Source organism: Cellulomonas sp. RIT-PI-Y, from assembly GCF_025642745.1.
Lineage (GTDB): Bacteria > Actinomycetota > Actinomycetes > Actinomycetales > Cellulomonadaceae > Cellulomonas.
In genome coordinates, this window is record NZ_JANZKP010000017.1 from 13,924 (window position 1) to 38,434 (window position 24,511).

General features: G+C 73.0%; 20 protein-coding genes and 1 riboswitch. Of the genes, 9 read left to right on the forward strand and 11 right to left on the reverse strand.

Features of this window, described 5'->3' with window-relative positions; all coding sequences use genetic code 11:
* Positions 1-13: 13 nt before the first annotated feature.
* From OGL89_RS07540 to def, 5 genes are all read right to left on the reverse strand, one after another.
* Complete coding sequence (locus tag OGL89_RS07540; protein WP_263119299.1) at positions 14-1,516, reverse strand: FAD-dependent oxidoreductase; 1,503 nt, start codon at positions 1,514-1,516, stop codon at positions 14-16.
* A complete protein-coding gene (locus OGL89_RS07545) occupies positions 1,513-2,391 on the reverse strand; it encodes an FAD:protein FMN transferase (protein ID WP_263119300.1) in 879 nt (292 codons plus the stop codon). The genes OGL89_RS07540 and OGL89_RS07545 overlap by 4 nt, the downstream gene beginning before the upstream one ends.
* Positions 2,378-2,875, reverse strand: a complete 498-nt coding sequence (locus OGL89_RS07550) for a hypothetical protein (protein ID WP_263119301.1) — start codon at positions 2,873-2,875, stop codon at positions 2,378-2,380. The genes OGL89_RS07545 and OGL89_RS07550 overlap by 14 nt, the downstream gene beginning before the upstream one ends.
* A 177-nt stretch (positions 2,876-3,052) precedes the next feature.
* Positions 3,053-3,550, reverse strand: coding sequence for a DUF3145 domain-containing protein (locus OGL89_RS07555; protein ID WP_263119302.1), 498 nt, complete (start codon positions 3,548-3,550; stop codon positions 3,053-3,055).
* Positions 3,551-3,698: 148 nt separating this feature from the next.
* Entirely contained in the window at positions 3,699-4,187 is a 489-nt protein-coding gene (def, locus tag OGL89_RS07560; protein ID WP_263119303.1) for a peptide deformylase, read from the reverse strand.
* A gap of 161 nt (positions 4,188-4,348) precedes the next feature.
* Between def and OGL89_RS17165 the strand changes: the two genes are divergently transcribed.
* The 3 genes from OGL89_RS17165 to OGL89_RS07575 are packed head-to-tail and all read left to right on the forward strand — an operon-like array spanning position 4,349 to position 8,190.
* Positions 4,349-5,401 (forward strand): ATP-binding cassette domain-containing protein, encoded by a 1,053-nt coding sequence (locus OGL89_RS17165; RefSeq protein ID WP_263119304.1) that lies wholly within the window; start codon positions 4,349-4,351, stop codon positions 5,399-5,401.
* 19 nt (positions 5,402-5,420) lie between these two features.
* Positions 5,421-7,613, forward strand: a complete 2,193-nt coding sequence (locus OGL89_RS07570) for a YhgE/Pip domain-containing protein (protein WP_263119305.1) — start codon at positions 5,421-5,423, stop codon at positions 7,611-7,613.
* Between the two features lie 13 nt (positions 7,614-7,626).
* The gene (locus tag OGL89_RS07575) at positions 7,627-8,190 is read left to right on the forward strand and encodes a TetR/AcrR family transcriptional regulator (protein ID WP_263119306.1); all 564 of its coding nucleotides are present in this window, start codon (positions 7,627-7,629) and stop codon (positions 8,188-8,190) included.
* 212 nt (positions 8,191-8,402) lie between these two features.
* On the opposite strand, the gene OGL89_RS07580 is transcribed toward OGL89_RS07575, so the two are convergent.
* From OGL89_RS07580 to OGL89_RS07595, 4 genes are all read right to left on the reverse strand, one after another.
* Positions 8,403-8,621 (reverse strand): BldC family transcriptional regulator, encoded by a 219-nt coding sequence (locus OGL89_RS07580; protein ID WP_263119308.1) that lies wholly within the window; start codon positions 8,619-8,621, stop codon positions 8,403-8,405.
* Positions 8,622-8,637: 16 nt separating this feature from the next.
* Positions 8,638-8,713: riboswitch (cyclic di-GMP riboswitch) on the reverse strand.
* Between the two features lie 133 nt (positions 8,714-8,846).
* Positions 8,847-9,596, reverse strand: a complete 750-nt coding sequence (locus OGL89_RS07585; RefSeq protein WP_263119309.1) for a response regulator transcription factor — start codon at positions 9,594-9,596, stop codon at positions 8,847-8,849.
* Positions 9,593-12,088 (reverse strand): DUF4118 domain-containing protein, encoded by a 2,496-nt coding sequence (locus tag OGL89_RS07590; RefSeq protein WP_263119310.1) that lies wholly within the window; start codon positions 12,086-12,088, stop codon positions 9,593-9,595. Before OGL89_RS07590 ends, OGL89_RS07585 begins: the two co-directional genes overlap by 4 nt.
* Before the next feature lie 163 nt (positions 12,089-12,251).
* Positions 12,252-13,463: an ROK family transcriptional regulator gene (locus tag OGL89_RS07595; protein ID WP_263119311.1), complete on the reverse strand. Its 1,212-nt coding sequence runs from the start codon at positions 13,461-13,463 to the stop codon at positions 12,252-12,254.
* Between the two features lie 59 nt (positions 13,464-13,522).
* Here OGL89_RS07595 and OGL89_RS07600 point away from each other — a divergent pair, with 59 nt between their 5' ends.
* Positions 13,523-14,386, forward strand: coding sequence for a substrate-binding domain-containing protein (locus OGL89_RS07600; RefSeq protein WP_263119312.1), 864 nt, complete (start codon positions 13,523-13,525; stop codon positions 14,384-14,386).
* Between the two features lie 49 nt (positions 14,387-14,435).
* Here OGL89_RS07600 and OGL89_RS07605 read toward each other — a convergent pair whose 3' ends face one another.
* Both OGL89_RS07605 and OGL89_RS07610 read right to left on the reverse strand, forming a co-directional pair.
* Positions 14,436-16,571 (reverse strand): alpha-galactosidase, encoded by a 2,136-nt coding sequence (locus OGL89_RS07605; protein ID WP_263119313.1) that lies wholly within the window; start codon positions 16,569-16,571, stop codon positions 14,436-14,438.
* A gap of 65 nt (positions 16,572-16,636) precedes the next feature.
* The gene (locus OGL89_RS07610) at positions 16,637-17,896 is read right to left on the reverse strand and encodes an ROK family transcriptional regulator (RefSeq protein WP_263119314.1); all 1,260 of its coding nucleotides are present in this window, start codon (positions 17,894-17,896) and stop codon (positions 16,637-16,639) included.
* Between the two features lie 93 nt (positions 17,897-17,989).
* Between OGL89_RS07610 and OGL89_RS07615 the strand changes: the two genes are divergently transcribed.
* Genes OGL89_RS07615 through OGL89_RS07635 form a run of 5 tightly spaced genes read left to right on the forward strand, consistent with a single transcriptional unit; the run spans position 17,990 to position 23,282 of the window.
* Positions 17,990-19,684, forward strand: a complete 1,695-nt coding sequence (locus OGL89_RS07615) for an ABC transporter substrate-binding protein (protein WP_263119315.1) — start codon at positions 17,990-17,992, stop codon at positions 19,682-19,684.
* A 3-nt stretch (positions 19,685-19,687) separates the two neighbouring features.
* Positions 19,688-20,680, forward strand: a complete 993-nt coding sequence (locus OGL89_RS07620; RefSeq protein ID WP_263119316.1) for an ABC transporter permease — start codon at positions 19,688-19,690, stop codon at positions 20,678-20,680.
* Between the two features lie 12 nt (positions 20,681-20,692).
* Entirely contained in the window at positions 20,693-21,643 is a 951-nt protein-coding gene (locus OGL89_RS07625; RefSeq protein WP_263119317.1) for an ABC transporter permease, read from the forward strand.
* Positions 21,640-22,497, forward strand: a complete 858-nt coding sequence (locus tag OGL89_RS07630) for an ABC transporter ATP-binding protein (protein WP_263119318.1) — start codon at positions 21,640-21,642, stop codon at positions 22,495-22,497. Before OGL89_RS07625 ends, OGL89_RS07630 begins: the two co-directional genes overlap by 4 nt.
* Entirely contained in the window at positions 22,494-23,282 is a 789-nt protein-coding gene (locus OGL89_RS07635) for an ATP-binding cassette domain-containing protein (RefSeq protein WP_263119319.1), read from the forward strand. Before OGL89_RS07630 ends, OGL89_RS07635 begins: the two co-directional genes overlap by 4 nt.
* The last annotated feature ends 1,229 nt before the right edge of the window (positions 23,283-24,511 follow it).

A 24,511-nucleotide genomic window follows, 5' to 3' on the forward strand; every position in this document is an offset into this window, starting at 1 on the left:
CAGGCGGCCGGACTCAGTAGCCGCTGAACGCGTCCGTCCGCACCCGCCGCACCCCCGCCGCACGGAGCAGCGCCCGGGTGTGGTCGACCATCGCCGGCGGCCCCGACACGTAGGCCACTCGTTGGTCGGCGTCCGGCACCGCCTCGGCCAGCGCCTCGGCGGTCAGCCGGTCGACCCCCAGGTGCAGATACCCCTCGGGCAGCGCGGCGCCGGGCGTCGGGGAGGCGACCAGCACCCGGGTCCCGGCACCGCGGAACACCTCGTCGTAGGCGAGGTCCCCGTGATCGGAGACGGCGTGCAGCAGCACCGCGTCCCGTCCGGTGTCCTCGGCGATCTGGCTGGCGAACGGCGTCACCCCGATCCCGCCCGCGACCAGCAGCACCGGCCGGCGGTCGGTCGGCAGCAGGAAGTCGCCGCCCACGCCGGTCGCGCGCAGCCGGGCGCCGACCGGGAGCTCGGCCAGGGCGCGCTTGAAGCTGCTGGGCCGCTGGGGCAGGGTCAGGGCGACGGTGAGCTCGCCGTCCCGGGGCGCGGAGCTGATGCTGAACACCCGGCGGCTGCCCCGGCTGTCCGGACGACGGTGCGGGACCGTGAGCTCGAGGTACTGACCGGGCCGGAACCGCACCGGGCGGTCGGCGCGGAACCGCAGTTCCAGGGTGCGCGGACCGATCCGCCGGTTGTCGATCAGCGTGAGCCGGATACCGCCGCGCTGACCCCAGGCGAAGCCGAGCAGATTCCCCACGATCAGGGCCAGCTCGGGCGTGTTGGTCAGCGGACCGGCGGTGAACGGGATCGCCAGCACGATCGCGACCAGTGCCGCCTCGGCCAGCCTCTGCCACCGCCGGGGCGGCAGGGTGAGCGGCTCGGTGAGCATCACGGTGCCGAGGAAGAGCACCGGGTAGGAGGTCACGGCCGACCACAGCGCGGGGCCGAACGCCTGCCCCTCGGCGGTCAGTCGGATCGCGATCGCGAGCAGGGCGATCGCCACGAACGTCCCGACCAGTGCGAAGGTCCGGGTCCGGACCACGATCAGCACTGCGAGCAGCAGCACCGGGACCAGCAGCGCCGGGTCGGCGATCCACCACGTGCTGGAGTCCAGGCCGGTCAGGCCGATCACCAGTGCTCCGGCCGCGGCCGGGTTCACCAGATGCCGGCCGCGCCAGGCGATCAGGTACTTGCTGAGGTTCGCGAACACGGCGGCCAGCGCGAGGGCGCCGAGGTAGCGCGGCTCACCGGTCGGCCAGAACAGGAAGAACAGGATCAGACCGGTGATCAGCGTCGACTCGAGGTGTGCCCGGGTGCGGAACAGCCGGGCGAGCAGCCAGCCGGAGGCCGCGGAGGCGATGACCGCCACGGCCAGGCTGAGCAGCATGTCCAGCGGTGCGAAGAACAGGGTCCCGGTGGCCGCCAGCAGGATCGCGATCGCGGCGATCGCGGTCAGGCCGAGGGTGAGCAGGCGGTACATGGTGACCCGGCCGAGACGTTCGTCCAGCCAGGCTCCGGCGCGCACGATCATGCGAAGACCTCTCCGTCCAGGTCGAGCGACCAGCGCAGGCGGCGGTCGGCGTCGAGCACGACGTATCGGATCCCGAAGCGGGCGGCCACCAGGTCGGGATCGGCGAAGAACAGTGCGGTGGCCGCGATGTCGGCGGTGAGCGCGTCCGGCGCCACCGCCCAGGTCGCCAGCACCCGGTCGGTGGGGCGACCGGTGCGGGCGTCGACGACGTGGTGCAGGCCAGGGCCCCAGGCACGACGGTTGGGCGCGGAGCCCGCGATCGCCCCGTCGGTCACCCGGAGGACACCGAGCGCCCGGGCCGGGTCGGCCGGGTCCTCCAGCGCGACGCGCAGCGTGCTGCCGAGCACCCGGATGTCCCCACCGGCGTCGACCACGTGGGCGTCGAAGCCCCGTTCGGTCAGCACCTCGGACACCAGGTCGACCAGGTAGCCCTTCCCCGCGGCGCCCACATCGATCAGCGTGTCGGCGGGCAGCGTGATCCGCCCGTCCGCGCGCGGGGCGTCGGACCAGGCCGGGACCGGGTGGACGATCAGCTCGCCGTCCTCGTCCCGGCGCGGGCGGAGCCGGTAGTCCGCGTCGTAGCCCAGGTCCTCCAGCGCACGGCCCACCAGCGGGGACACCGCCCCGCCGGTACAGCCCGCGGCCGTGTCGTAGGCGGCCAGCAGCGGCCCCGCGTCGCCGGGCAGGTCGTACTCCCCTGCCCCGGCGTCCGCGGTCCGGGTCACCCAGGAGTCCGGGCGGAACCGGGACCAGTCCGCGTCGAAGCGCGCGATCCGGTCGTGCAGGGCCCCCAGGCCGGCGATGTCCAGCGGCCGGTCGGTGTCGACCTGCCAGTGGGTGCCGATCGCCTGGAACCGGGTACTAGGCCGTGGCATCGGCGCGGATCTCGTCCAGGGCCGCGTTGAACCCGTCCCCGGTCAGCGAGGAGCCCGCGACCTTGTCCACGCTCAGGTCGGACAGCTCCTTGCCGACCACCTCGTCCGCGATGCCGGAGGCGAACTCCTGCTGGAAGCGCGCGGCGTTGCCGCTGGTGGCCTCCGGGGTGACGGTGACGTCGGTGACCACGCCGTCCGCGATGGTGAGCTCGACCTCGATCGACTCCTCACCGCCCGGCGAGGAGTAGGAGCCCTCGGCGGTGTAGGTGCCGTCGGCGTACTCACCGGTCGAGGCGGAGTCCTCCGAGTCGGCGCTGGAGTCCGTGCTCGTGCCGGTGTCGGCGGAGGCGCTGGCGTCGCTGGAGCCGGAGGTGGTGTCGCTGTTGTCGACCGCGTCGGCATTGTTCCCGCACGCGGCCAGCGTCACGGCGATGGACAGCCCGGACAGCGCGGCGAAGGTGCGGCGTCGAGTGGTGTGCTTCATGGTCGGGTCCTCCCTGGCGGGGCCGCGGACGGCCTGACGACTGATTGAATCCGATCGGATCCAGTGGTCACGACGCTAGGGGCGAATCCTGCGGATTTCCTGGGAGCGGCCGGTGGATCGGCGATGTCAGCCGGTGATCATCACCGCGCCGAGCTCGCCGACCGGGTCGGACAGCGGTCAGCCGACCCGGTGCAGCCAGCGGACCGGAGCACCGGCTCCCGCGTAGCGGAACGGCTCCAGCTCGTCGTCCCAGGACTGCCCGAGCGCCAGGTCCAGCTCCTCGCGCATCGACCGGGCATCGGAGGACTCCAGGGCCGCGCGGATCCGGTTCTCCGGCACCACGACGTTGCCGTGCACGTCGGTCTGGGCGTGGAAGATCCCCAGCTCCGGCGTGTGGCTCCAGCGAGCACCGTCACTGCCGTGACTGGCGTCCTCGGTCACCTCGTACCGCAGGTGGGTCCAGCCGCGCAGCGCGGACGCCAGACGCGCACCGGTGCCCTGCTGGCCCTGCCAGGACAGCTCGGCCCGGAACATGCCGGGCGCGGCGGGCTGGTCGGTCCAGTCCAAGGACACGCGGACGCCCAGGACGTTGCCCGCCGCCCACTCCAGGTGGGGGCAGAGCGCACGGGGCGCAGAGTGCACGAAAAGAACACCGCGGGTGATCGCACCAGCCATGTCATCCCTCCCAGACGGTTTCGAGGTTCGTCTTCCCCAACGACCTCAGGCCCGGACTGGGCGGTACAGGTGGCACATGTTCCTGCGGCGTGCTGACCTGATCATGCCGCACATCGGGCGGCTCGCACCACCCGATGTGCGTGTCGGATCAGAACTGCTCGCGGATCGCGCGCATCGCCTTCTTGCGCACCGAGCGCTCCAGACGGTCGATGTAGAGGTGGCCGTCCAGGTGGTCGACCTCGTGCTGCAGGCAGCGCGCCATCAGCTCGACCCCCTCCACGACGACCTTCTTGCCGTCCAGATCCGTGCCCTCGACCCGCGCGTACCAGGCGCGCTTGGTCGGGAACCACAGCTCCGGGACCGACAGGCAGCCCTCGTCGCCGTCCTGGTACTCGTCCTCGCTGAGCTCGACGATCACCGGGTTCAGCACGTAGCCGAGCTCGTCGTCGATGTTCCAGGAGAACGCGCGCAGGCTCACGCCGATCTGGTTGGCGGCGAGTCCGGCCCGGCCGTCGGTGTCCACCGTCTCCAGGAGGTCCTCGACCAGACCGCGCACCCGGTCGTCGATCGTCGTCACCGGTTCGCACGGGGTGCGGAGCACCGGGTCGCCGACCACACGGATCTCTCTCATCGCCATGCGGGGATTCTTTCATGCCCCGCGCGCCGGCGAGGCGCGCGGGGGAGGTCACCGCGCGTCGGCGACGTCCGTGGCGGAGGTCACCGCGCCCGGGGGCGACAGCGAACCGGAGGGCGCGTAGCGTTTGTACTGACCGGTCAGTTTGATGGAGCGAGGCAGCGGTGACCGAGAGCGATCAGGAGCACGACGTGGCACAGCACGAGGAGCAGGCGGGGACGACTGCGACGCCGCACGCCGATGCCGATCCCGGTGCGGACCACGGCGGCGCCGACACGGGGCGCCACCGGGCCGACCACCGGAGCGGTTCCGCCACCGCGACCACCCACATCGCGACGGCGGGTCTCGCGGCCACGGATGTCGCGACGGCCGAGCGCGGGACCACGGATCTCCCGACGGCGGGTCCGCAGCGACCGGACCCGAAACCCGAGGACGCGGTGGGGACCCACCCGGACCTGGAGCAGGACTCCGCCACCGAGGAGACCGCCGCCACCGCTGACGACGACACCGCGGACCTCGACGTCCCGCCGGCCGTCGTCGCCCGCGACCTCCGGTTGCACGGCTCACGCGGACCGGTCTACGGGCCGGTCGACCTGGAGCTCACGGCCGGTGCGCTCACCCTGGTGCAGGGGCCGCAGGGCGCCGGGCGCTCCAGCCTGCTGCTGACCATCGCCGGGCGGATGACCCCGGACCGCGGTGGCGAGCTCACCGTGCTGGGCGAGTCGCTCCCCCGGCGCCGCAACGCGGTGCAGAAGCGGTCCGCCGTGGCCGGGTTCGACGGCATCGACGACCTGGACGAGTCGGTCACGGTCGGCGACCTGGTCCGGGAGCGGCTGCACTGGCTGTCGCCCTGGTACCGGCACACCGGCAGGGTCTCCCAGCAGCGGTTCGGCGAGCTGGCCGCGCCGGTGTTCGGCGAGCGGCCGCTGCCGCGGGTCGACTCGGTGGTCTGGGACCTGGACGAGGTGGACCGGATGCTGCTGCGGATCGCGCTGGCCATGACGCAGCACCCGGAGCTGCTGGTCGTCGACGACGTGGACCAGGTGCACGACACCGAACGGCGCCGCACCGTCTGGGCCCGCCTGGAGGCCCTGGCGGCCGACGGACTGACCGTGATCGCGACCGTCGCGTCGCTGGACGAGGCCGCCCGGGTGCCGTGGAGCACCCCGCCCCAGCTGGTCACCCTCGCGACCGGCCCGCACGCTCTTCCCGCCTGACCTCCCCGGAGTCTGAGAGATGTTCTCCTTCCTGACCGGCACCGAGCTGCGGCGCTTCCGTCGCGGGGTGCTGCCCAAGCTCGCCGTCGTGGCGATGATCTGCATCCCGCTGCTCTACGGCGCGCTCTACCTGTGGGCCTACTGGGACCCGACCGGGAACCTGGACCGGCTGCCGGTCGCCCTGGTCAACGCCGACACCGGCGCGACCACCGACGACGGCGAGCAGCTGACCGCCGGGGACGACGTGGTGACCGAGCTGGTCGACTCCGACGCGCTGGACTGGCGGCAGACCGACGCCGAGGACGCCGCCGCCGGGGTGAAGGACGGCACGTACTACTTCGCGGTGACCATCCCCGCCGAGTTCAGCACCGACATCGCCTCGGCGGCCGGGGACGACCCGGTGCCGGCGGAGCTGCAGGTGACCTACAACGACGCGAACTCCTACCTCGCGTCGACACTGGGCCGCAGCGCGATGACCCAGATCCGGGCCGCGGTGTCCTCCACCATCGGCGAGCAGGCCGTGGACCAGGTGCTGGTCGGCCTCGGATCGGCCCGGGACGGCTTCGCGCAGGCGTCGGACGGCGCCCTCACGCTGAACGCGGCCTCCGGCGACCTCTCCGACGGCGCGCACCAGGTCGCCGACGGCGCGAGCACCGCGGCGGACGGCGCCCAGCGGCTCGCCTCCGGCGCGACCACCCTGGCGAACGGCACCACGCAGCTCGCCGACGGGACCGGACAGCTGGCGGACGGCACCCGGCAGCTGAGCGACGGCGCCTCCCAGCTCTCCAGCGGGATCGGCACGGCCGCCTCCGGCGCCTCGACCCTGGCGCAGAAGTCCACCGACCTGGCCTCCGGCGCGACCACCGCCGCGACGTCGTCGACCGACCTCGCCACCGGGGCGAAGCAGGTCAGCGACGGCGTGGACGAGCTCGCGGCGACACTCGGCCCGGTGGCGGCGGCACTGCCGGACGTCAGCACGCAGCTGACGTCCGTGGGCACCCAGCTCCTGACGATGGCGGCACAGGCGGACGCCGCCGGTGACACCGAGACCGCGGACACGTTGCGCGCGACGGTCTCCGACCTCACGACGGCGACCGAACCGCTGACCAGCGCCTCGCTGGACGCGGGGAAGCTCTCCACGCTGGTCGCCGGGGCGCACGATCTCCGGGACGGCTCGGCCGACCTGTCCACCGGCCTCACGTCGCTCTCCACCGGCGCGGGTCAGCTCGCGACCGGGGCGCAGCAGCTCGCCGACGGGACGGGTCAGGCGGCCACCGCGGCGGCGACCCTGGCCTCGGGCGCCGCCACCCTGGACACCAACGTTGACACCCTCGACTCGAAGGTCGGCACTCTGGACTCGGGTGCCCAGGAGCTCGCCACCGGCGCCACCACCCTCGCCGACGGCACCAGCACCCTCGCGGACGGCTCCGCCGAGCTCGCGGACGGGTCGGACCAGATGATCGACGGTTCCCAGGAGCTCGCCGACAAGCTGGCCGACGGCGCGAGCCAACTGCCGGACGACGACGACACCACCCGGGCCCAGCGCGCGGACACCATCGCGACCCCGGTCCGGGCGGACGACACCGACATCGCCAGCTCGGCGACGATGGGCGAGGGCTTCGCACCCTTCTTCATCCCGCTCGCGCTGTTCGTCGGCGGGCTGATCACCTGGCTGCTGCTGCGCCCGCTGCCGAACCGCGCACTGGCCACCCCGGTGGCCGGCTGGCGGATCGCACTGTCCGGGTACTTCCCGGCCCTGGTGATCGGTGTCGCGCAGGTGGCCGTGCTGCTGGCGGTGGTGCACCTGGGCCTGGGGCTGAGCTGGTCGACCGCGGTGGGCACCTTCGCGTTCACCGTGCTGGTCGCGGCCGCGTTCCTGGCGGTGCAGCAGATGCTGACCGCGGTGCTCGGGTCGGCGGCCGGGAAGGTGGCGATCATCGCGCTGCTGATGATCCAGCTGACCTCGGCGTCCGGCACCTACCCGGTGGAGACCACGCCGGAGATCTTCCGGGCGATGCACCCCTACCTGCCGATGACCTACGCGATCACCGGACTGCGCGAGCTGCTGACCGGCGGCACCGAGGGCCGGCTGTGGCTGTCGGTGGCCGCACTGGCCGCGTTCTCGATCGGGTCGCTGGCGGTCACCGCCTGGCGGGCGGGTCGGATGCGGACCTGGACGCTCAGTCGCCTGCACCCGGCGCTGACCATCTGAGACGCTGTGCAGCATGAGTGACACCGCCGCCACCCTGACCACCCGGGAGGCGATCCAGCGAGCCGCGATCGCGCTGATCGCCGACCGCGGGTTCACCGCCACGTCGGTGGACGACATCGCGGCCGAGGCCGGGGTGGCCAAGGGGTCGGTGTTCTACAACTTCGGGTCCAAGACCGCGCTGTTCGAGACCCTGATCGACGACGGCGTGGAGCGACTGACCAGCTCGCTGCGCGCGGCCCGCCAGGGGCTGTCCGGACGCCGGGCGATCGGCGCTCTGGTGCACGAGCTGCTGGAGCAGATCCACACCCACCCGGACTTCGCCAAGCTGATGACGGCCGAGGTCTTCCGCACCGGACGGGAGTGGGAGGACTCGATCCGGCAGGTGCGGGACCGCTCGTTCGCGGTGTTCGCGGAGGTGGTGGCGGAGAGCTGGCCGCAGCGCGACCCGTCCCTCACGGCGGCGACGCTGTTCGGCGCCACCCTGGTCGCAGGGCTGGAGTGGCTGGCGTTCCAGCCCGAGCGCTCTATCGTCGAGGTCCGGCGCGCGGTGCTGTCCACCCTCCTCGACCCCCTCTGACCCCGGGGGTTCTCTCCGGCACGTCGGACCGGTCGAGCTCGGCAGTCCACGCCGGGAACAGGGTGGCCAACTGCCGACCTCGGGTCGAACTGCCGACCTCGGGCCGGGCTGCCGACCTCAGCGTGCGTCCTGCGCCGTGGCTGAGCACGGCGCAGGACGCGGAACGGCCCCGCTGCCCTGAGGGCGGCGGGGCCGTTCCGGTCGGATTCAGCTCAGGCGCGAGCGCCCATCTGGTGCGGGACGGCGCTCAGCAGCTCCATGACCTCGGACTCGAGGAAACGGCGGTGGCCGCCGAGGGTCCGGACGGCGGAGAGCTTGCCGGCCTGGGCCCAGCGGGTGACGGTCTTCGGGTCGACCCGGAACATCACCGCGACCTCACCGGGGGTGAGCAGCGCGGAAGCCTGGGGGCGGGTCTCGAGGGGGAAGGCCATGATGACTCCTAGTCGGTTCGGTAGCCCGGCTGACCTTCGAGGGTCCCGTGGCTTTGCGTCCCCACCTCGCGGCGGGTTTGCCGTTGTCGCTCAACAGGAGGAAAGCTATCCCGAAAACGGACAGATCGGCAAGTACCGCCCGAGTAGGGACAGAACCGCAGGTGGGAGCCCTGGCAAGCGATTGCCCGGCAGGCCACCGCATCGGGTGAACAGATGTGACCTGCGTCACTTCTGGTCGGTGTCGGAGCCCCCGACCCGTTCCTGCTGGTCAGCGGCAAGGGTGCCAGCACCTGTCGGGTCGAACCGGTAGCCCATCCCGGGCTCGGTGAGCAGGAAGCGCGGCGTCGCAGGGTCGGGTTCGAGCTTCTTGCGGAGCTGGGACAGATAGAGCCGGAGGTACCCGGTGTCGGTGACGTGCTCCGAGCCCCAGATGTCCGACAGCAGGGTCTGCCGGGTCACCAGCCGCCCGGCATTGCGGACCAGGATCTCCAGCACGCGCCACTCGGTCGGGGTGAGGCGGACCGGGGCTCCGGCCCGGGTCACCGTGGTCGCGGTGAGGTCGACGACGGCGTCCCCGATCCGGATCAGCGGTTCGGCGTCCCGGGCCGCCGCTCCCCCGTCGGCGCGGCGACCCAGCGCACGGATCCGGGCCAGCAGCTCGTCGATGTTGAACGGCTTGGTCACGTAGTCGTCCGCACCCACGTCCAGCGCCTCGACCTTGTCCGCGGACCCGGTGCGGCCGGAGACCACCAGGATCGGTGCGGCCGTCCAGCCGCGCAGCCCGGCGATCACCTCCACCCCGTCCAGGTTCGGCATGCCGAGGTCGATCAGGTACAGGTCCGGCTTGTGCTCGACCGCGCGGTTCACCGCCTGGACGCCGTCGGTCGCGACGATCACCTCATAACCGCGGGCCCGCAGGGTGATCCGGAGGGCGCGCAGGATCTGCGGGTCGTCGTCGGCGATCAGGATCTTCATCGGGCGCTCCCTCGGTCGGGCTCGGCGATCGGCAGGGACACCACCATGGTCAGGCCGCCACCGGGGGTGTCCTCCGGGGTGAGCGTGCCGCCCATCCCCTCGGTGAAGCCGCGGGACAGCGCGAGGCCGAGGCCGAGGCCGGTGAGGTTGTCGGTGTCGCCCAGCCGCTGGAACGGCACGAACAGGCCCTCGCGATGGTCCGGGGCGACACCGGGGCCGTGATCGGTCATCCGGATCTCCACCCGGTCGCCGAACCCGCTGGTGCTCACCCGGGGGCGGTCCGGGTCGAACCGCACCGCGTTCGCCAGGATGTTCACCAGCACGCGGCGCAGCAGGGCGGGATCGGCGGCCACCGGCGGAAGCGCGGGATCGAGGTCGAGCTCGACGTCGTCCGGGCCGAGTCCCAGCTCGTCGAGCGCGGGCAGGATCACGTCCTCGACGTCGGTCGGCAGCCGGGTCACCCCGAGCACCCCGGCCTGCAGGCGGGTGACGTCCAGCAGGTCGGTGACCAGGGCGGTCAGGGTACCCAGCGACTCGTCGGCCGTGGCCAGCAGCTCCGCGCGGTCGGCCGGGGACCAGTCGACGTCCGACTGCCGCAGCGAGCCGATGGCGGTGGTGGCCGCGGTCAGCGGACGGCGCAGGTCGTGGCTGACCGCGGACAGCAGGGCGGACCGGACCTGGTCGGTCTCCACCAGCGGTCCGACCTCCTCGGCGGTGGCGCGCAGCCGTTGCTGCTCCAGGGCGGCGGCGATCTGGGAGACCACCACCGCGAGCAGCCGGGCGCCCGCGTCGTCCGGATCGGGGCCGATCCGGTCCAGCACGGTGCGGTCGTCGACCGGGACGGTCCGCACGTCGGCGTCGTCCGCCCAGTCGCCGTCGGCCGCCAGCACCGTCCCGTCCACCGACCGCAGCCGTACCGCGGTCAGGCCGAAGGACTCCCGGGCGCGGGCCAGCAGTGCCGCCACCGCGTCCTGTCCGCGCAGCACGCCCCCGGCGACCGTGGTCAGCAGCTCCGACTCGGCGGTGGCCCGTTCGGCGGCCCGGGTGCGGCGCGCCGCCTGGTCCACCACGTAGGAGACCAGCACCGCGTTCAGGATGTAGAGCAGCAGCGCGACGACATGTCTCGGGTCGCCGACGGTGATGGTGTGCAGCGGCTCGATGAAGAAGTAGTCCAAGGTCAGCCCGGACAGCACCGCGGCGAACAGGGCGGGCCAGAGGCCGCCGACCAGGGCGACCACCACGACCAGCAGCTGATAGGCCAGCACGTCCCCGACCAGGGTGTCCTCGGTGCGGGTGGCGCGCAGCACGGCGGTCAGCACGGGTCCGGCGACCAGCGCGAGCAGCAGGCCGAGCACCCGTCGGCGCACGGTCAGCGCCCCGCCCAGCGGCGGCAGCACCCGTCGGCGGCCACCGGCCGCCTCGTGGTTGACGATGTGCACGTCGATCGGCCCGGCGGCCCGGATGACGGTGGCACCGATCCCCGGCCCGGACACCAGTGCGGACAGCCGGCTCCGGCGGCTGATCCCGATCACCAGCTGGGTGGCGTCGGCGGCGCGGGCGAAGTCGACCAGCGTCTGCGGCACGTCCTCCCCCACCACCTGGTGGAAGCTGCCGCCCAGCTCCTCGGCGAGCGCCGCCTGCGCCGTGAGTGCCCCCGGATCGGAGTCCCGCAGGCCGCTGTGCGTGGTCACGTGCACCGCGACCAGTTCGCCCCCGGCGCTCCGGGCCGCGATCCGGGCGCCGCGACGCAGCAGGGTCTCGCCCTCCGGACCACCGGTCAGCGCCACGACCACCCGCTCCCGGGCCTCCCACGGGGCGTCGATCGCGTGCTCGGCGCGGTAGCGGCGCAGCGCGGAGTCCACCTCGTCCGCCAGCCAGAGCAGGGCCAGCTCGCGCAGGGCGGTGAGGTTGCCGAGCCGGAAGTAGTGCGACAGCGCCGCGTCCACCCGCTCGGCCGGGTACACCTGCCCGTCGGCCAGCCGGTCCCGCAGCGACTGGGGCGCCAGGTCCACCAGCTCGACCTGGTCCGCCGCGCGCAGCCGGGCGTCCGGCACCGTCTCGCGCTGGGGCACCCCGGTGATGGTGCGCACCACGTCGTTCAGCGACTCGATGTGCTGGATGTTCACCGTGGTCAGGACGTGGATCCCCGCGTCCAGCAGCTCCTGGACGTCCTGCCACCGCTTGGCGTTGCGGGAGCCGGGGGCATTGGTGTGCGCGAACTCGTCGACCAGGGCGACCTCGGGTGCTCGGGCCAGCACCGCGTCCAGGTCCAGCTCGTCCAGCCCGACACCGCGGTGCTCGACCCGGCGACGCGGCACCACCTCCAGCCCCTCGACCAGGGCGGCCGTGGCGGCGCGGCCGTGGGTCTCCACCACGGCGACCACCACGTCCTTGCCCTCCGCGCGCAGATCCCGGCCCGCCTCCAGCATCGCGTAGGTCTTCCCCACACCCGGGGCGGCACCGAGCAGCACCCGCAGTCGGCCGCGCCTCATCGCGCGTCGGGTGCAACGAGTGCCAGGCCGAGCGCCAGCACGTTCACGGTCGGCTCCCTCGGATCGCCCAGTCGCCTGTCGGCGATCGTAGCCCCGGCCAGGGCCGCGACCCGGCTCCGGGTGGCCGTGCATCCCGGCCGCGCCCGGTCGACCGGGCGGCCGCTCAACCTCCCGCGACCAGGTGTCGCGGCGCCAGCTCCTCCTGCAGCACCAGCGCCGCCGCCCCGACCGCCGCCGCGTCCGCCACCTGCCCGGACAGCATCACCCGGACGTCGTGCCGGGCGGCCGGGAAGAACTCCGCCGCGATCCGCTCCTGGACCGCGCGCAGGTAGATCGCGCCCGCGGTGGTGAACGACGGGCCGGCCAGCACCAGGGAGTCCAGGTCGAGCAGGTTCGCCACGGTCACCGCCGCGTCGGCGAGGTAGTCCGCGGACTCCTGGATCAGGTCCCGGCACAGGGCGTCGCCGTGCACCGCGGCGGTGGCGACCGCGGTGAAGTCGAGGAACGGATCACCGTCGGCGCTCAACCGCACGGCGGAGTCCCGGCCGCCGGCGACCGCCTCCCGGGCCCGTGCGGCGACGGCACGCGGACCGGCCAGGTCCTCGACCGTGCCGCCGTCGGGGCGGTGCAGGCGCATCCGGCCGAGCGGTCCGGTGTTGGAGCTGGCGCCCCGGTAGACCGAGCCGCCGACCACGATCCCGGCGCCGATGCTCGCGCCCATGTAGAGGGTGCAGTGCGCGAGCGAGCCCGCGATCCGGCCGCTCCAGAACTCGCCGATCGCGGCGGCGGTGGCGTCGTTGTCCAGCAGCACCGGCAGCGCGGTGGCGGCGGCCAGTGCGTCGCGCAGGGCGTATCCCTGCCAGCGTTCCAGACTGCGGGAGACCAGGATCGCGCCCTGGACCAGGTCGAGCGCGCCGGGGGCGACCACGCCGATGCCGACCACCGCGGACGGGTCGACGGCGGCGGCGCGCAGCAGGACGTCCAGTTCCCCGGCGACGTGCGCGACCACCTCGTCCGGGTCGCGGTCCCGGGCACCGCGCAGCCGGGCGCGGGCGATCACCTGCCCGGCGGCGTCGGCGAGCACCAGCACGATCCAGTCGGCGCCCAGCTGGACCCCGACCCCGCACCGGGCGCGCGGGTTGAGGCTGAGCAGCACCCGGGGCTTGCCGCCGGTGTAGGTGCGCTGGTCGGTCTCGACCAGGAGACCGTCGTCGATCAGGGACCGGACGGCGTGCGAGATCGCGGCCTGGGTGAGCCCGGTGATCCCGGCCAGCTCCACCCGGCTGATCGGTGCACGGGTGCGCACCAGATCGAGCACCAGGCCACGGGAGGGCGTCGTGCTGCGTGCAGCCCGCCGGCCCGACCGTTCGGACATGCCGACCAGTATGGCGGCTGCTCTGTCGGTGGCGGACCGGGCGCGCCATACTCACGGTCATGACGAGCGATGGCGACCGTCTGCGGTTCGGCCTGGTGCTGACCGACGGTCCGGGGGACGGCCCGTTCACGCCCTTCTACCGGGACCTGCTGGCGGGGGTGGAGGAACACCTCGATCCCCGTGGCGGCGCGGTGCTGATGGTGACCGCCGAGGACCGGGCGGCCGAGCTGGCGCTGTACCGCCGCTGGGCGGCCGAACGGCTGGTGGACGCCGTGGTGGTGACCGACCTGACCGACGGCGACGACCGCGCGTCGGTGTGCGCGCGGGAGGGCCTGCCGGTGGTGCTGCTCGGCGGCGACCCGGCCTGGGGGCTGCCGGTGGTGGACAACTACGACAACGGCGCGGCGATGCGGACCGCGGTGGAGCACCTGGTCGCGCTCGGGCACCGCCGGATCGGCCGGGTCGGCGGCCCGGAACGGTTCCTGCACACCCGGGCACGCACGGTGAGCTTCGGTCGGGCGCTGGCGGAGCACGGACTGACCGGCACGGCGCTGGCGGGCGACTACGGAGCGACCAGCGGGGCGCAGGCGACCCGGGCGCTGCTCACCGAGCCGGAACCGCCGACCGCCGTCGTGTACGACAACGACGTGATGGCGGTGGCCGGGCTGGCGGTCGCGGCGGAGCTCGGTCTCCGGGTGCCCGACGACCTCTCGTTGCTGGCCTGGGACGACTCGGACCAGTGCCGGCTGGCCTCGCCCGCGCTGTCCGTGGTGAGCAGGGACGTGCACGACCTGGGCGCGGCGACGGCGACCGCGCTGCTGGACACCGCGGCGGGACGGGCGGCCCGGCCCGGGCGGGCACCGCTGGTGCGGGTGGTGGTGCGGGGCTCGACCGGTCCGGCGCCGCTGGCGGCACGGGTCTGACCACGCGGCGACGGTGCCGAGGCCCGCCACCGCCCGCCGTCGCGGCAGCTCAGACCGCCTCGACGTCCAGCACCAGCGCCTGCGCCGGCCAGAGACACGGCACCTGGAGCCCGGCCCCGGTCAGCACCCGGCCCGGCAACGTCACCTCGCCCGCGGCGATCCAGGGCGGGCTGCCGGGGGTCCAGCGCGCCGCGCCGATCTCGTCCCGGACCCGCACCCGGTAGCGCCGGTCGGGGTCGAGTCCCGGCAGCCGGATCGGCTCCGGACGAGCGTCGGCCAGGGTGGCGACGGTGGCCAGGACGTAGACCGCCCGGTCGGGCAGCACCGCGCCGGTGAGCCGCCAGGCCGGGTCGCGCAGGTCGCCGTGCACCGCCTCGCCGCGGTGGACCACCTCCCGCAGCTCCCGGTAGAGCGCGCCGAACCGGCGCAGCGTCCCGACCTCCTCCGGTGGGCAGCCGGTGAGGTCCCACTCGAACCCGGCCGACCCGATCAGCGCGGTCGCCAGCCGGTAGGACAGGTCGACGGTGCGGCCCGAGGAGTGGGCGGTGGGCGGCCCGACGTGCGAGCCGACCAGCTCGGGGGGCAGCAGCAGTCCGGTCCACCGCTGGATGTCCTGACGCTCCACCGCGTCGTTGGAGTCCGAGGCCCAGACCCGGTCGGTGACCTCCAGCACGCCCAGGTCGCTGCGCGCGCCGCCGGAGGAGCAGGACTCGATCTCCAAGCCGGGGTGCCGGGCTTTCAGCTCGGCCATCAACCGCAGCACCGCCACGGTCTGGGCGTGCACCCCGGGCCGTCCCCCGTGCCGGGCGTCGACCAGGTCGCGGTTGTGGTCCCACTTGAGGAAGGCGATCCCCAGGTCGCCGACCAGCGTGGACAGCCGGTCGAGCAGGTGGGCGTAGGCCTCGGGACGGGCGACGTCGAGCACCCACTGCCGCCGCCAGGACAGCCCGGCGGGTTCGGGGACCGCCGCCGGGTCGTGCAGCAGCCAGTCCGGGTGCGCGCGGGCCAGGTCGGAGTCGAGGTTGATCATCTCGGGCTCCACCCAGAGGCCGAACTCCATCCCGAGCGACCGGACGTGCTCGGCCAGCGGCAGCAGACCGTCCGGCCAGACGGTGCGGTCCACGGTCCAGTCGCCGAGTCCGCGGGTGTCGTCGCGCCGGGCCGGGAACCAGCCGTCGTCCAGCACGAACCGCTCCACGCCGATCTCCGCGGCCCGGTCGGCGAGCCGGGTGACGGTGGCCGGGTCGTGGTCGAAGTAGACCGCCTCCCAGGTGTTCAGCACGAGCGGGCGCTGCCGGGCCGGGTGCTGCGGGCGGGCGCGCAGGTGCCGGTGGAAGCGCGCGGTGATGCCGTCGAGTCCCCGGTCGGACCAGGCGAACCAGGCGGTCGGCGTGGCGTACTCCTGCCCCGGTGCCAGCACCAGCTCACCGGGACGGGTCAGCTCCCCGGCACCGAGCAGGGTGGGGAACTCCGGCCCGTGGTCGGTGCGGTAGCTGGTGTCGGCGGGCCAGCCGAGGTGCACCGCCCAGACCTCGCCGGTGCGGTTCCGCGGCTGCTCGGGGGTGAGGGCGTACAGCCAGGGCTGGTCGTGGCCCGGCCGGCCGCGGCGGGACTGACGGACCTGCGCGCCGGGGGCGAGCTCGCCGGTGACCGGGGCCTTCTCCCGGGTCCAGCGCCCGGTGAAGCTGGTCAGCAGGTGCGCGCGGCTCGGCACCGGCAGGGTGGGCTCCAGCCAGTCGACCTCGACCGGGCCGGTGGCGTCCTCGGTCACGGCGAGCCGGTGCCGGACCCCGAGCAGTCCACCGGGCCGGAAGGCCAGCTCGACGGTGAGCCGCAGTCCGGGTGCCTCGGCACGGACGGTCACGCGGTCGTCCGCGGCCTCGACCCGTGCGGCCCAACGGGGGCTGAGCGCCACACCGTCCCGGATCAGCTGGGCTCCCGGACGCCCCGCCCAGCCGTCGGTCTCCTGGGGCAGCAGGCTCACCTGCCACGCGGCGTCCAAGGTGCCCGGCGCGGTCTGCCGCCCTGCCCCGGCACGCCAGGCGAGCAGGTCCTCGTCGGTCAGGTCGCCCGGGTCCGCGCCCCAGTGCAGCACCGCGGGCAGACCGGTGGGCTGCGGGTCGAGCAGCACGGCGACACCGTCACGGCGCAGCAGGACGGGCAGGTCGGCGGGGATCGCTGTCACGGCGGGCTCCAGACGTGGGTCGAGGTCGCAGGGGTCGGGGTGGGAGCGTTACGGGTCGTGGGACTTCATGCTGGCACCACACCGGCGCCCCAGACCTCCCCCAGCGTGGCCCCTGGGGACGACACCCGGCCGACCGGTCCGGTGGACAGGTCGGTTCCGCGCGATCCCCGCAGCACCACCAGCGCACCGCCGACCGCGGCCACCGCCTCCGGGTCCGCGGACATCCGCAGCTGCACCGGTCGCAGCAGCCGGGCCAGCGCACCGCGTTCCACCACCGGACGTGCCGCCGCCAGCACCAGGGGTCCGGCCACCGCGAATCCCGGCCCGGCCAGCACCACGGTGTCCAGATCGAACAGGTTCATCAACGTCACCGCCGCGGCGCCCAGGTGTGCGGCCGCTCGGTCCAGCACCCGGCGGACGGCGGTGTCGCCGTCCAGCGCGGCCCGGGCCAGCGCGTCGAAGTCGTCCAGCAACCGGTCCGGGTCGCCGGTGAGCCCGAGTCTCCCCGCGACCCCGGGCAGCAGCGCGGCCTCGCGGACCACGGCGAAGGGCCCGGCCACCTGCTCGGTGCACCCCACGTTGCCGCACCCGCACACGCCGGACCGGGTGGGGTCGAGCGGGATGTGCCCCACCTCCACGACGTTGGCCGCGTCGTCGCCGTAGACGTCGCCGCCCAGGATCACCCCGCCGCCGATCCCGCTGGCCAGGTACAGCACGCCGAAGGTGTCGGTGCCCGCGTCGCCCGCCCACTGCTCCCCGACCGCGGCGGCCGTCGCGTCGTTCTCCAGCAGCACCGGGAGGTCGAGCAGGGCGGACAGCGTCGCGGTGAGCGGGAAGTCCTGCCAGGCCGGGGTCGGCTGCGCGGTGCGGATCACCCCGCGCGCCCGGTCCTGCGGGCCGTGGGTGACCAGACCGGCGCCGAGCACCAGGCCGCGCGGCACGGCGGCCTCGGCCAGCACCCGTTCCACCTCGGCGGCCAGGGCGGCGAGGGTGTCGGCGGGTTCGCCGTGCCCGACCCCCGGCAGCACCGTCCCGGCCAGGCGGCGGCCGAAAAAGTTGGTGACCACCACCGTGGTCCGGCAGCGATCGAGCTGGATGCCCACCGCGTAGCGGGCGTCGGCGACCAGCTCCAGCAGCCGGCGCGGCGACCCGCCGTTCGACCGGGCCCGGCCGACCTCGTGCACCAGACCGTCGCCGATCAGGTCCCGGACCGCGTGCGTGATGGTCGCCGGGGTGAGGCCGGTGCGATCGGCCAGCTCGACCCGGCTGAGCGTGCCGGCGGTCCGCAGCAGATCGAGCACCCGGACCCGAGTGGAAGGAGACATGCGCAGTATCTTGACGTACTAAATTTAGTAGGGCAAGAATCTCCTTCAGCCTCACCAGAGCCGGTGGGGACCCGCCCGGGGAGAGGACCAACGATGTTCCTGAGGTCGCGCAGCACCAGAGCCAGGGCCCTGACGGCCACCGCCGCACTCGCGGCCGCCGCACTCACCCTCTCCGCCTGTGGCGGGGGCGGCGGAGGCGGCGGGTCGACCGGCGGCGGCGACGGGTCGATCACGATCTTCAACGGCGCCACCGGCACCATCACCGAGAACTTCAACCCGTTCTCCACCACCGCGCTGCAGCCGACCCTCGGGGTCATCTTCGAGCCGCTCTCCTACTACAACCTCGCCGCGGACGTGGAGCCGGAGCCGCTGCTCGCCACCGACTTCTCCTGGAACGACGACGGCACCGAGCTGACCATCACCACCCGGGACGACGTGTCCTGGTCCGACGGCGAGCCGTTCACCGCCGAGGACGTCGCCTTCACCTTCAACCTGATCCAGCAGACCCCGGCGCTGAACACCGGCGGCATCGCGGCCACCGCCGAGGCCACCGACGACCACACCGCCGTGCTGACCTTCCCGGAGACCTCCTTCATGCAGGAGCCCCAGGTGCTCGGCAACCAGGCGATCGTCCCGGAGCACATCTGGAAGGACGTCGCGGACCCCACCACCGAGGTGAACCACGACCCGGTCGGCACCGGCGCGTTCACGGTCGAATCGATCTCCGCGCAGTCCTACGTGCTCGCGGCCAACCCGGACTACTGGGGCGGTGAGCCGAAGCTGCAGCAGGTCCGCTACGTGTCGCTGGACAACGCCGACGCCGCGAGCGCCTCCCTGGTCGCCGGGGACGTGGACTGGATGAGCGCCTTCCTGCCCGGCCTCGAGGACATCATCACGGGCAACGACGACCTGTCCTACGTCAACACCCCTGCGCTGACCACGGTCATGGTGTCCTGCGCGAACGCCGACCTGGGCTGCTCCGGCCCGCAGACCGACCCTGCCGTCCGGCAGGCGATCTACCACGCGCTCAACCGGGACCAGCTGAACAACCTGGCCGGCGGCGGGTTCGCCGCGACCGCCTCCCCCACCATGCTGCTGCCGGAGCGCGACCAGAAGTGGATCGCCGACTCCGACCAGGTCGAGATCCCGCAGAGCGCCGACACCGACACCGCCGCGCAGATCCTGGACGACGCCGGCTGGGTCGCCGGCTCGGACGGCATCCGCAGCAAGGACGGTCAGCGGCTGTCGCTGACCATCCAGACCGTCACCGGCTGGTCGGACTACATCTCGCTGAACGACGCGATGACCCAGCAGCTGGCCGAGGTCGGCATCGAGCTCAAGCCCACCCAGGTGTCCTGGAACGAGTGGAGCGCGGCGCAGACCAACGGCAACTTCCAGCTGTCGCTCGACTCGATCGGTCTGGGCGCGTCCAGCAACCCGTACTTCACGTACAACAAGTTCTACGCCAGCGACAACACGGTGCCGGTCGGTGAGTCGGCCTCCGCGGGCAACGCGTCCCGGTTCTCCGACCCGACCGTCGACGCCGCCCTGGAGACCGCCCGCTCCACCTCGGACGAGGCCGTGCAGCAGGAGGCCTACGCCGAGATCCAGAGCGTGATCACCGAGCAGTTCCCGTACATCCCGATCTACATCAACTCGATGCTCACCGAGTTCAACACCTCCCGCGCCACCGGCTGGCCGACCGCGGACGACACCTACGCCATGCCCGCATCCTGGAAGTCCTGGGACAACGGCCAGGTGTTGAAGACCATCACGCCGGTGGGGTGAGCAGTGCGCTACTTCCTGCAGAAACTCGGCTTCTACGCCGTGGCACTGTGGGCGGCGCTGACGATCAACTTCGTCATCCCGCGGCTGATGCCCGGCAATCCGGTGGACATCATGCTGTCCAAGCTGGCCACCAAGGGACCCGTCAGCCCGGCCACCCGGGAGGCGGTGGAGGCGCTGCTCGGCACCGACTCCTCCGCATCCCTGTGGCAGCAGTACCTCGACTACCTGCACGCGCTGGTCAGCGGTGACCTCGGCACCTCGGTCGCGTACTTCCCGGCGGGGGTGGGCGAGATCATCGGCCAGACCCTGCCGTGGACGGTGGGCCTGATCGGGCTGTCGACCGTGCTGTCGTTCGTGATCGGCGTCGGGCTCGGCACGTTCGCCGGCTGGAAGCGCGGGTCATGGCTGGACAACCTGATCCCGTTCACGACCATGCTGCAGTCGGTGCCGTACTTCTGGCTGGCGCTGCTGCTGCTGTTCGCCTTCGGCAGCGTGTGGCAGATCTTCCCGCTGAACGGCGGCTACGACGTGTGGACCTATTCCGGCCCGGAAATGAGCTGGGGCTTCCTCACCTCGGTGGTCCAGCACGGCACGCTGCCCGCGCTGACCATCGTGATCAGCTCGATCGGCGGCTGGATGCTCGGGATGCGCAACATGATGGTGTCCACGCTGTCCGAGGACTACATCGTCACCGCCGAGGCCAAGGGACTGCGGCCGCGCCGGATCCGGATGGCCTACGCGGCCCGGAACGCGGTGCTGCCGTCGGTGTCCGGCTTCGCCATCTCGCTCGGGTTCGTGGTCGCCGGGTCCATCGTCACCGAGGCGGTGTTCAGCTACCCCGGGGTCGGCTCGGCGCTGCTGATGGCGGTGAACAGCAACGACTACGCGCTGATGCAGGGCGTGTTCCTGGTGATCACGCTCTCCGTGCTCGGCGCGAACCTGATCGTCGACCTGCTCTACGGCCTCATCGACCCGCGCACCCGCGCGCGCTCCTGAGGAGGAGGACCCATGGCTGTCATGACTCAGGAAGCACCCGCGGCGCTCGCGGCCCGTCCACCCCGGCGGTTCACCGTCCGGGTCACCCCCAAGCTGATCACCGGTGTGGTCCTGGCCGGCGCCATCGTGCTGTTCGGCGTCCTCGGGCCCCTGCTGGTCGGCAATCCCTCCACCGTGCGGGACATCGGCCTGTCCGGCCCCTCCGGGGAGCACCTGCTGGGCACCACCCAGACCGGGCAGGACGTGCTGGCCCAGCTCGCGCACGCCACCCGCGGCTCGCTGACCATCGGCCTGGTGGTCGGCGTGCTGACCCTGGTGCTGAGCGCCTTCTTCGGCATCGTCGGCACCTTCGCCGGCGGCGGCTGGGACGAGGGGTTCAGCCTGTTCAGCAACGTCATGCTGGTGATCCCCGGCCTGCCGCTGGTGATCGTGATCAGCTCCTACGTGCCGGACAAGAGCATCTGGCTGATCGCGGTGGTGCTGGCCATCACCAGCTGGGCCGGATCGGCACGGGTGCTGCGCGGGTACACGCTCAGCCTGCGCAACCGGGACTACGTGCTCGCCGCCCGGGTCGCCGGGGAGAAGCGCTGGCGGATCCTCGCGGTGGAGATCCTGCCCAATCTGATCCCGCTGCTCGCGTCCCAGGTGGTGCTGGCGATCATCGCGGCCATCCTCGGCGAGGCCGGCCTGTCCTTCCTCGGCCTGGGCGCCACCGGCTCTTTCACCTGGGGAACCATGCTGTTCTACGCCCAGAACGGCCTGGCGCTGCGGCTGGGCGCCTGGTGGTGGTTCGTGCCGCCGGGCCTGCTGCTGGCCGTGTTCGGCGCGGCCCTGTCGCTGATCAACTTCTCCATCGACGAGATCATCAACCCCAAGCTCCGCGCCCAGACCCGGGCGGTCCGCAAGAAGTGGCGGATGTCCCGGTCCCAGATCGTCGGGCGGGGAGAGGAGGCGACAGTATGAGTGCGCACCCGGTCCTCTCCATCGAGGACGTCAGCGTGGACTACCTGGTCGATCCGCCGGTGCACGCGGTGAAGAACGTCACCCTGGACCTGTACCGCGGGGAGATCCTCGGCCTGGCGGGCGAGTCCGGCTGCGGGAAGTCGACGCTGGCCTACGCGATCACCCGGCTGCTCAAGCCCCCGGCCGTGATCACCGGCGGTCGGGTGGTCTTCCACTCCCGGGAGGGCTACGCGGTGGACCTGTCCTCCCTGGACGGCGAGGACCTGCGTGCCTTCCGCTGGGACAAGGTCGCCATGGTGTTCCAGGGCGCGATGAACTCGCTCAACCCGGTGCTGCGGATCCAGGCCCAGTTGGAGGACGTGCTCAGCACCCACCGACCGCAGATGCCCCGGGCCGAACGACGGCGGCGCTGCGCCGAGCTGCTGGAGAGCGTGGGCGTGGACGCCGACCGGCTGCGGGCCTACCCGCACGAGCTGTCCGGCGGCATGCGCCAGCGGGTGATGATCGCGATGGCCCTGGCCCTGGAGCCGCAGGTGCTGATCATGGACGAGCCCACCACCGCGCTCGACGTGGTGGTGCAGCGGGAGATCCTGCGCGAGATCACCCGGCTGCGGTCCGAGCTCGGCTTCGCGGTCGTGTTCATCACCCACGACCTGCCGCTGCTGCTGGAGATCAGCGACCGGATCGCGGTCATGCGCGCCGGTGAGGTGGTCGAGCTCGCCGACGCGGTCAGCCTCTACACCGCGCCGACCCACGACTACACCCGCACCCTGCTGGGCTCCTTCCCCAGCCTGACCGGCGAGCGCGGCGACTTCCTGCGCACCGGCTCCACCGACGAGGAGATCCCGGCATGACCACCCTGGAACTGCGTGACGTCGTCAAGGAGTACCGGCTCGGCCGCCGCACCCTGCGCGCGGTCGACCGGGTCACTCTGACGCTGGAGCCCGGTCGCACCCTCGCGCTGGTCGGGCAGTCCGGCTCCGGGAAGTCCACCATCGCGAAGCTGCTGATGCAGCTGGAGCGACCCACCTCCGGGCAGATCCTGGTGGACGGCAAGCCGGTCGCCCGCCGGGGGCGTGGCCTGCGCGACTACCGCAGCGAGGTGCAGATGGTCTTCCAGGACCCGTTCGCCTCGCTGAACCCGTACCACTCGATCGGCCACCACCTGGCGCGGCCGGTGGCGCTGCACCACCCCGGGTTCTCCTCCGGCCAGGTCGAGGAGCGGGTGCTCGACCTGCTGCGCCGGGTCCGGCTCGACCCCGAGATGGCCCGGCGCCGACCGCACGAGCTCTCCGGCGGTCAGCGGCAGCGCGTCGCGATCGCCCGGGCGCTGGCCCCCGAGCCGGGCATCCTGGTCGCCGACGAGCCGGTCTCCATGCTGGACGTGTCGATCCGGCTCGGCGTGCTCAACCTGCTGTCCCGGTTGCAGCGCGAGGAGAACCTCGGCGTCCTCTACATCACGCACGACCTGGCCACCGCCCGGCACTTCTCCGACGAGATCCTGGTCCTCTACCGGGGCGAGGTGGTCGAACGCGGCCCCGCCGACGACGTCATCCTGCGCCCGCAGCACGAGTACACCCGGCTCCTCGCGCAGGCCGCCCCCGACCCCGACCGCCGCCTCGCCGAACTCGCCGGCTGACAGTCCCGCACCGGCCGTCCGCCTCGCCCGGTCTCAGCCCGGCCCAACCCCCACCCCGCTCGCCGTCAGCCCGCTCGCCGTCAGCCCGCTCGACTTCGGTACATCCGCGTCGAGTTCGGTACCCGGGCCACCGAACTCGGTGCCGACGTACCGACCTCGACCACCACCCGCGTAGGAGCGCCACCATGCACCACACCCCACTCATCGACGGGTGGACGATCGCGCCCACCGGCGGACCCGTCCCGGCCGCGATCACCGACGCCGCACCGCTGCACGCCACCGTCCCCGGCAGCGTGCACACCGACCTGCTCGCCGCCGATCTGATCCCCGACCCCTTCCTGGACGCCCACGAGGACGACCTGCGCTGGTTCCACCACACCGACTGGCGCTACAGCCGCGACCTGCTGCTCGACCCGCCCTCACCCGGCGAACGCGTGGACCTGGCCTTCGACGGCATCGACACCGTCTCGACGGTGACCTACGCCGGGTCGGCGCTGCTGCACACCGCCAACATGCACCGCTCCTACCGGGTGGACGTCACCGACCTGGCCGACGGCGTCGCGCACCCGCTCACCGTGGACCTGCGCTCCGCGACCGCCTACGCCGAGGAGCTGCGCGACCGGCTGGGCGACCGTCCGTCCGCCTACCACCCGGTGCCGTTCAACTTCGTCCGGAAGATGGCCTGCTCCTTCGGCTGGGACTGGGGCCCCGACCTGCGCACCGCCGGACTGTGGCGGGCGGTGCGGGTCGAGCGCTGGCGCACCGCCCGGCTCGCCGAGGTGCGCCCCCTGGTCACGGTCGACGACGACGGCACCGGCCACGTCGAGCTGCACGTCGCCGTCGAACGCTCCGGACTGGAGGACGCCGCACCGCTGCCGGTCTCCGCGCAGGTGCACGGGGTCCGGGTCGAGGGCACCGTCGACGACGACCGCACCGTGCTCCACCTGGCCGTCCCGGACGCCCCGCTGTGGTGGCCGGTCGGACACGGCGACCACCCGCTGCACGAGCTGACCGTCGTCCTGGGCGACGACCTGGACCGGTGGACCCGCCGGATCGGCTTCCGCACGGTCCGGCTCGATCTCACCGACGACGAGCACGGCACCTCGTTCGTCCTGGTGGTCAACGGCCGGCCGATCGCGGTCCGCGGCGCCAACTGGATCCCGGACGACCACTTCCTGACCCGGATCACCCGGGTGCGCCTGGACCGCCGGCTCGACCAGGCCCTCGGC

Coding starts and splice junctions, on each gene's coding strand:
- OGL89_RS07615 (WP_263119315.1), top strand. CDS start 17,990: ATGTTCCTGAGGTCGCGCAGCACCAGAGCCAGGGCCCTGACGGCCACC.
- OGL89_RS07595 (WP_263119311.1), bottom strand. CDS start 13,463: ATGTCCGAACGGTCGGGCCGGCGGGCTGCACGCAGCACGACGCCCTCC.
- OGL89_RS07540 (WP_263119299.1), bottom strand. CDS start 1,516: ATGATCGTGCGCGCCGGAGCCTGGCTGGACGAACGTCTCGGCCGGGTC.
- OGL89_RS07585 (WP_263119309.1), bottom strand. CDS start 9,596: ATGAAGATCCTGATCGCCGACGACGACCCGCAGATCCTGCGCGCCCTC.
- OGL89_RS07575 (WP_263119306.1), top strand. CDS start 7,627: ATGAGTGACACCGCCGCCACCCTGACCACCCGGGAGGCGATCCAGCGA.
- OGL89_RS07545 (WP_263119300.1), bottom strand. CDS start 2,391: ATGCCACGGCCTAGTACCCGGTTCCAGGCGATCGGCACCCACTGGCAG.
- OGL89_RS07555 (WP_263119302.1), bottom strand. CDS start 3,550: ATGGCTGGTGCGATCACCCGCGGTGTTCTTTTCGTGCACTCTGCGCCC.
- OGL89_RS07600 (WP_263119312.1), top strand. CDS start 13,523: ATGACGAGCGATGGCGACCGTCTGCGGTTCGGCCTGGTGCTGACCGAC.
- OGL89_RS07580 (WP_263119308.1), bottom strand. CDS start 8,621: ATGGCCTTCCCCCTCGAGACCCGCCCCCAGGCTTCCGCGCTGCTCACC.
- OGL89_RS07590 (WP_263119310.1), bottom strand. CDS start 12,088: ATGAGGCGCGGCCGACTGCGGGTGCTGCTCGGTGCCGCCCCGGGTGTG.
- OGL89_RS07610 (WP_263119314.1), bottom strand. CDS start 17,896: ATGTCTCCTTCCACTCGGGTCCGGGTGCTCGATCTGCTGCGGACCGCC.
- OGL89_RS07550 (WP_263119301.1), bottom strand. CDS start 2,875: ATGAAGCACACCACTCGACGCCGCACCTTCGCCGCGCTGTCCGGGCTG.
- OGL89_RS07570 (WP_263119305.1), top strand. CDS start 5,421: ATGTTCTCCTTCCTGACCGGCACCGAGCTGCGGCGCTTCCGTCGCGGG.
- def (WP_263119303.1), bottom strand. CDS start 4,187: ATGGCGATGAGAGAGATCCGTGTGGTCGGCGACCCGGTGCTCCGCACC.
- OGL89_RS07635 (WP_263119319.1), top strand. CDS start 22,494: ATGACCACCCTGGAACTGCGTGACGTCGTCAAGGAGTACCGGCTCGGC.
- OGL89_RS07630 (WP_263119318.1), top strand. CDS start 21,640: ATGAGTGCGCACCCGGTCCTCTCCATCGAGGACGTCAGCGTGGACTAC.
- OGL89_RS07625 (WP_263119317.1), top strand. CDS start 20,693: ATGGCTGTCATGACTCAGGAAGCACCCGCGGCGCTCGCGGCCCGTCCA.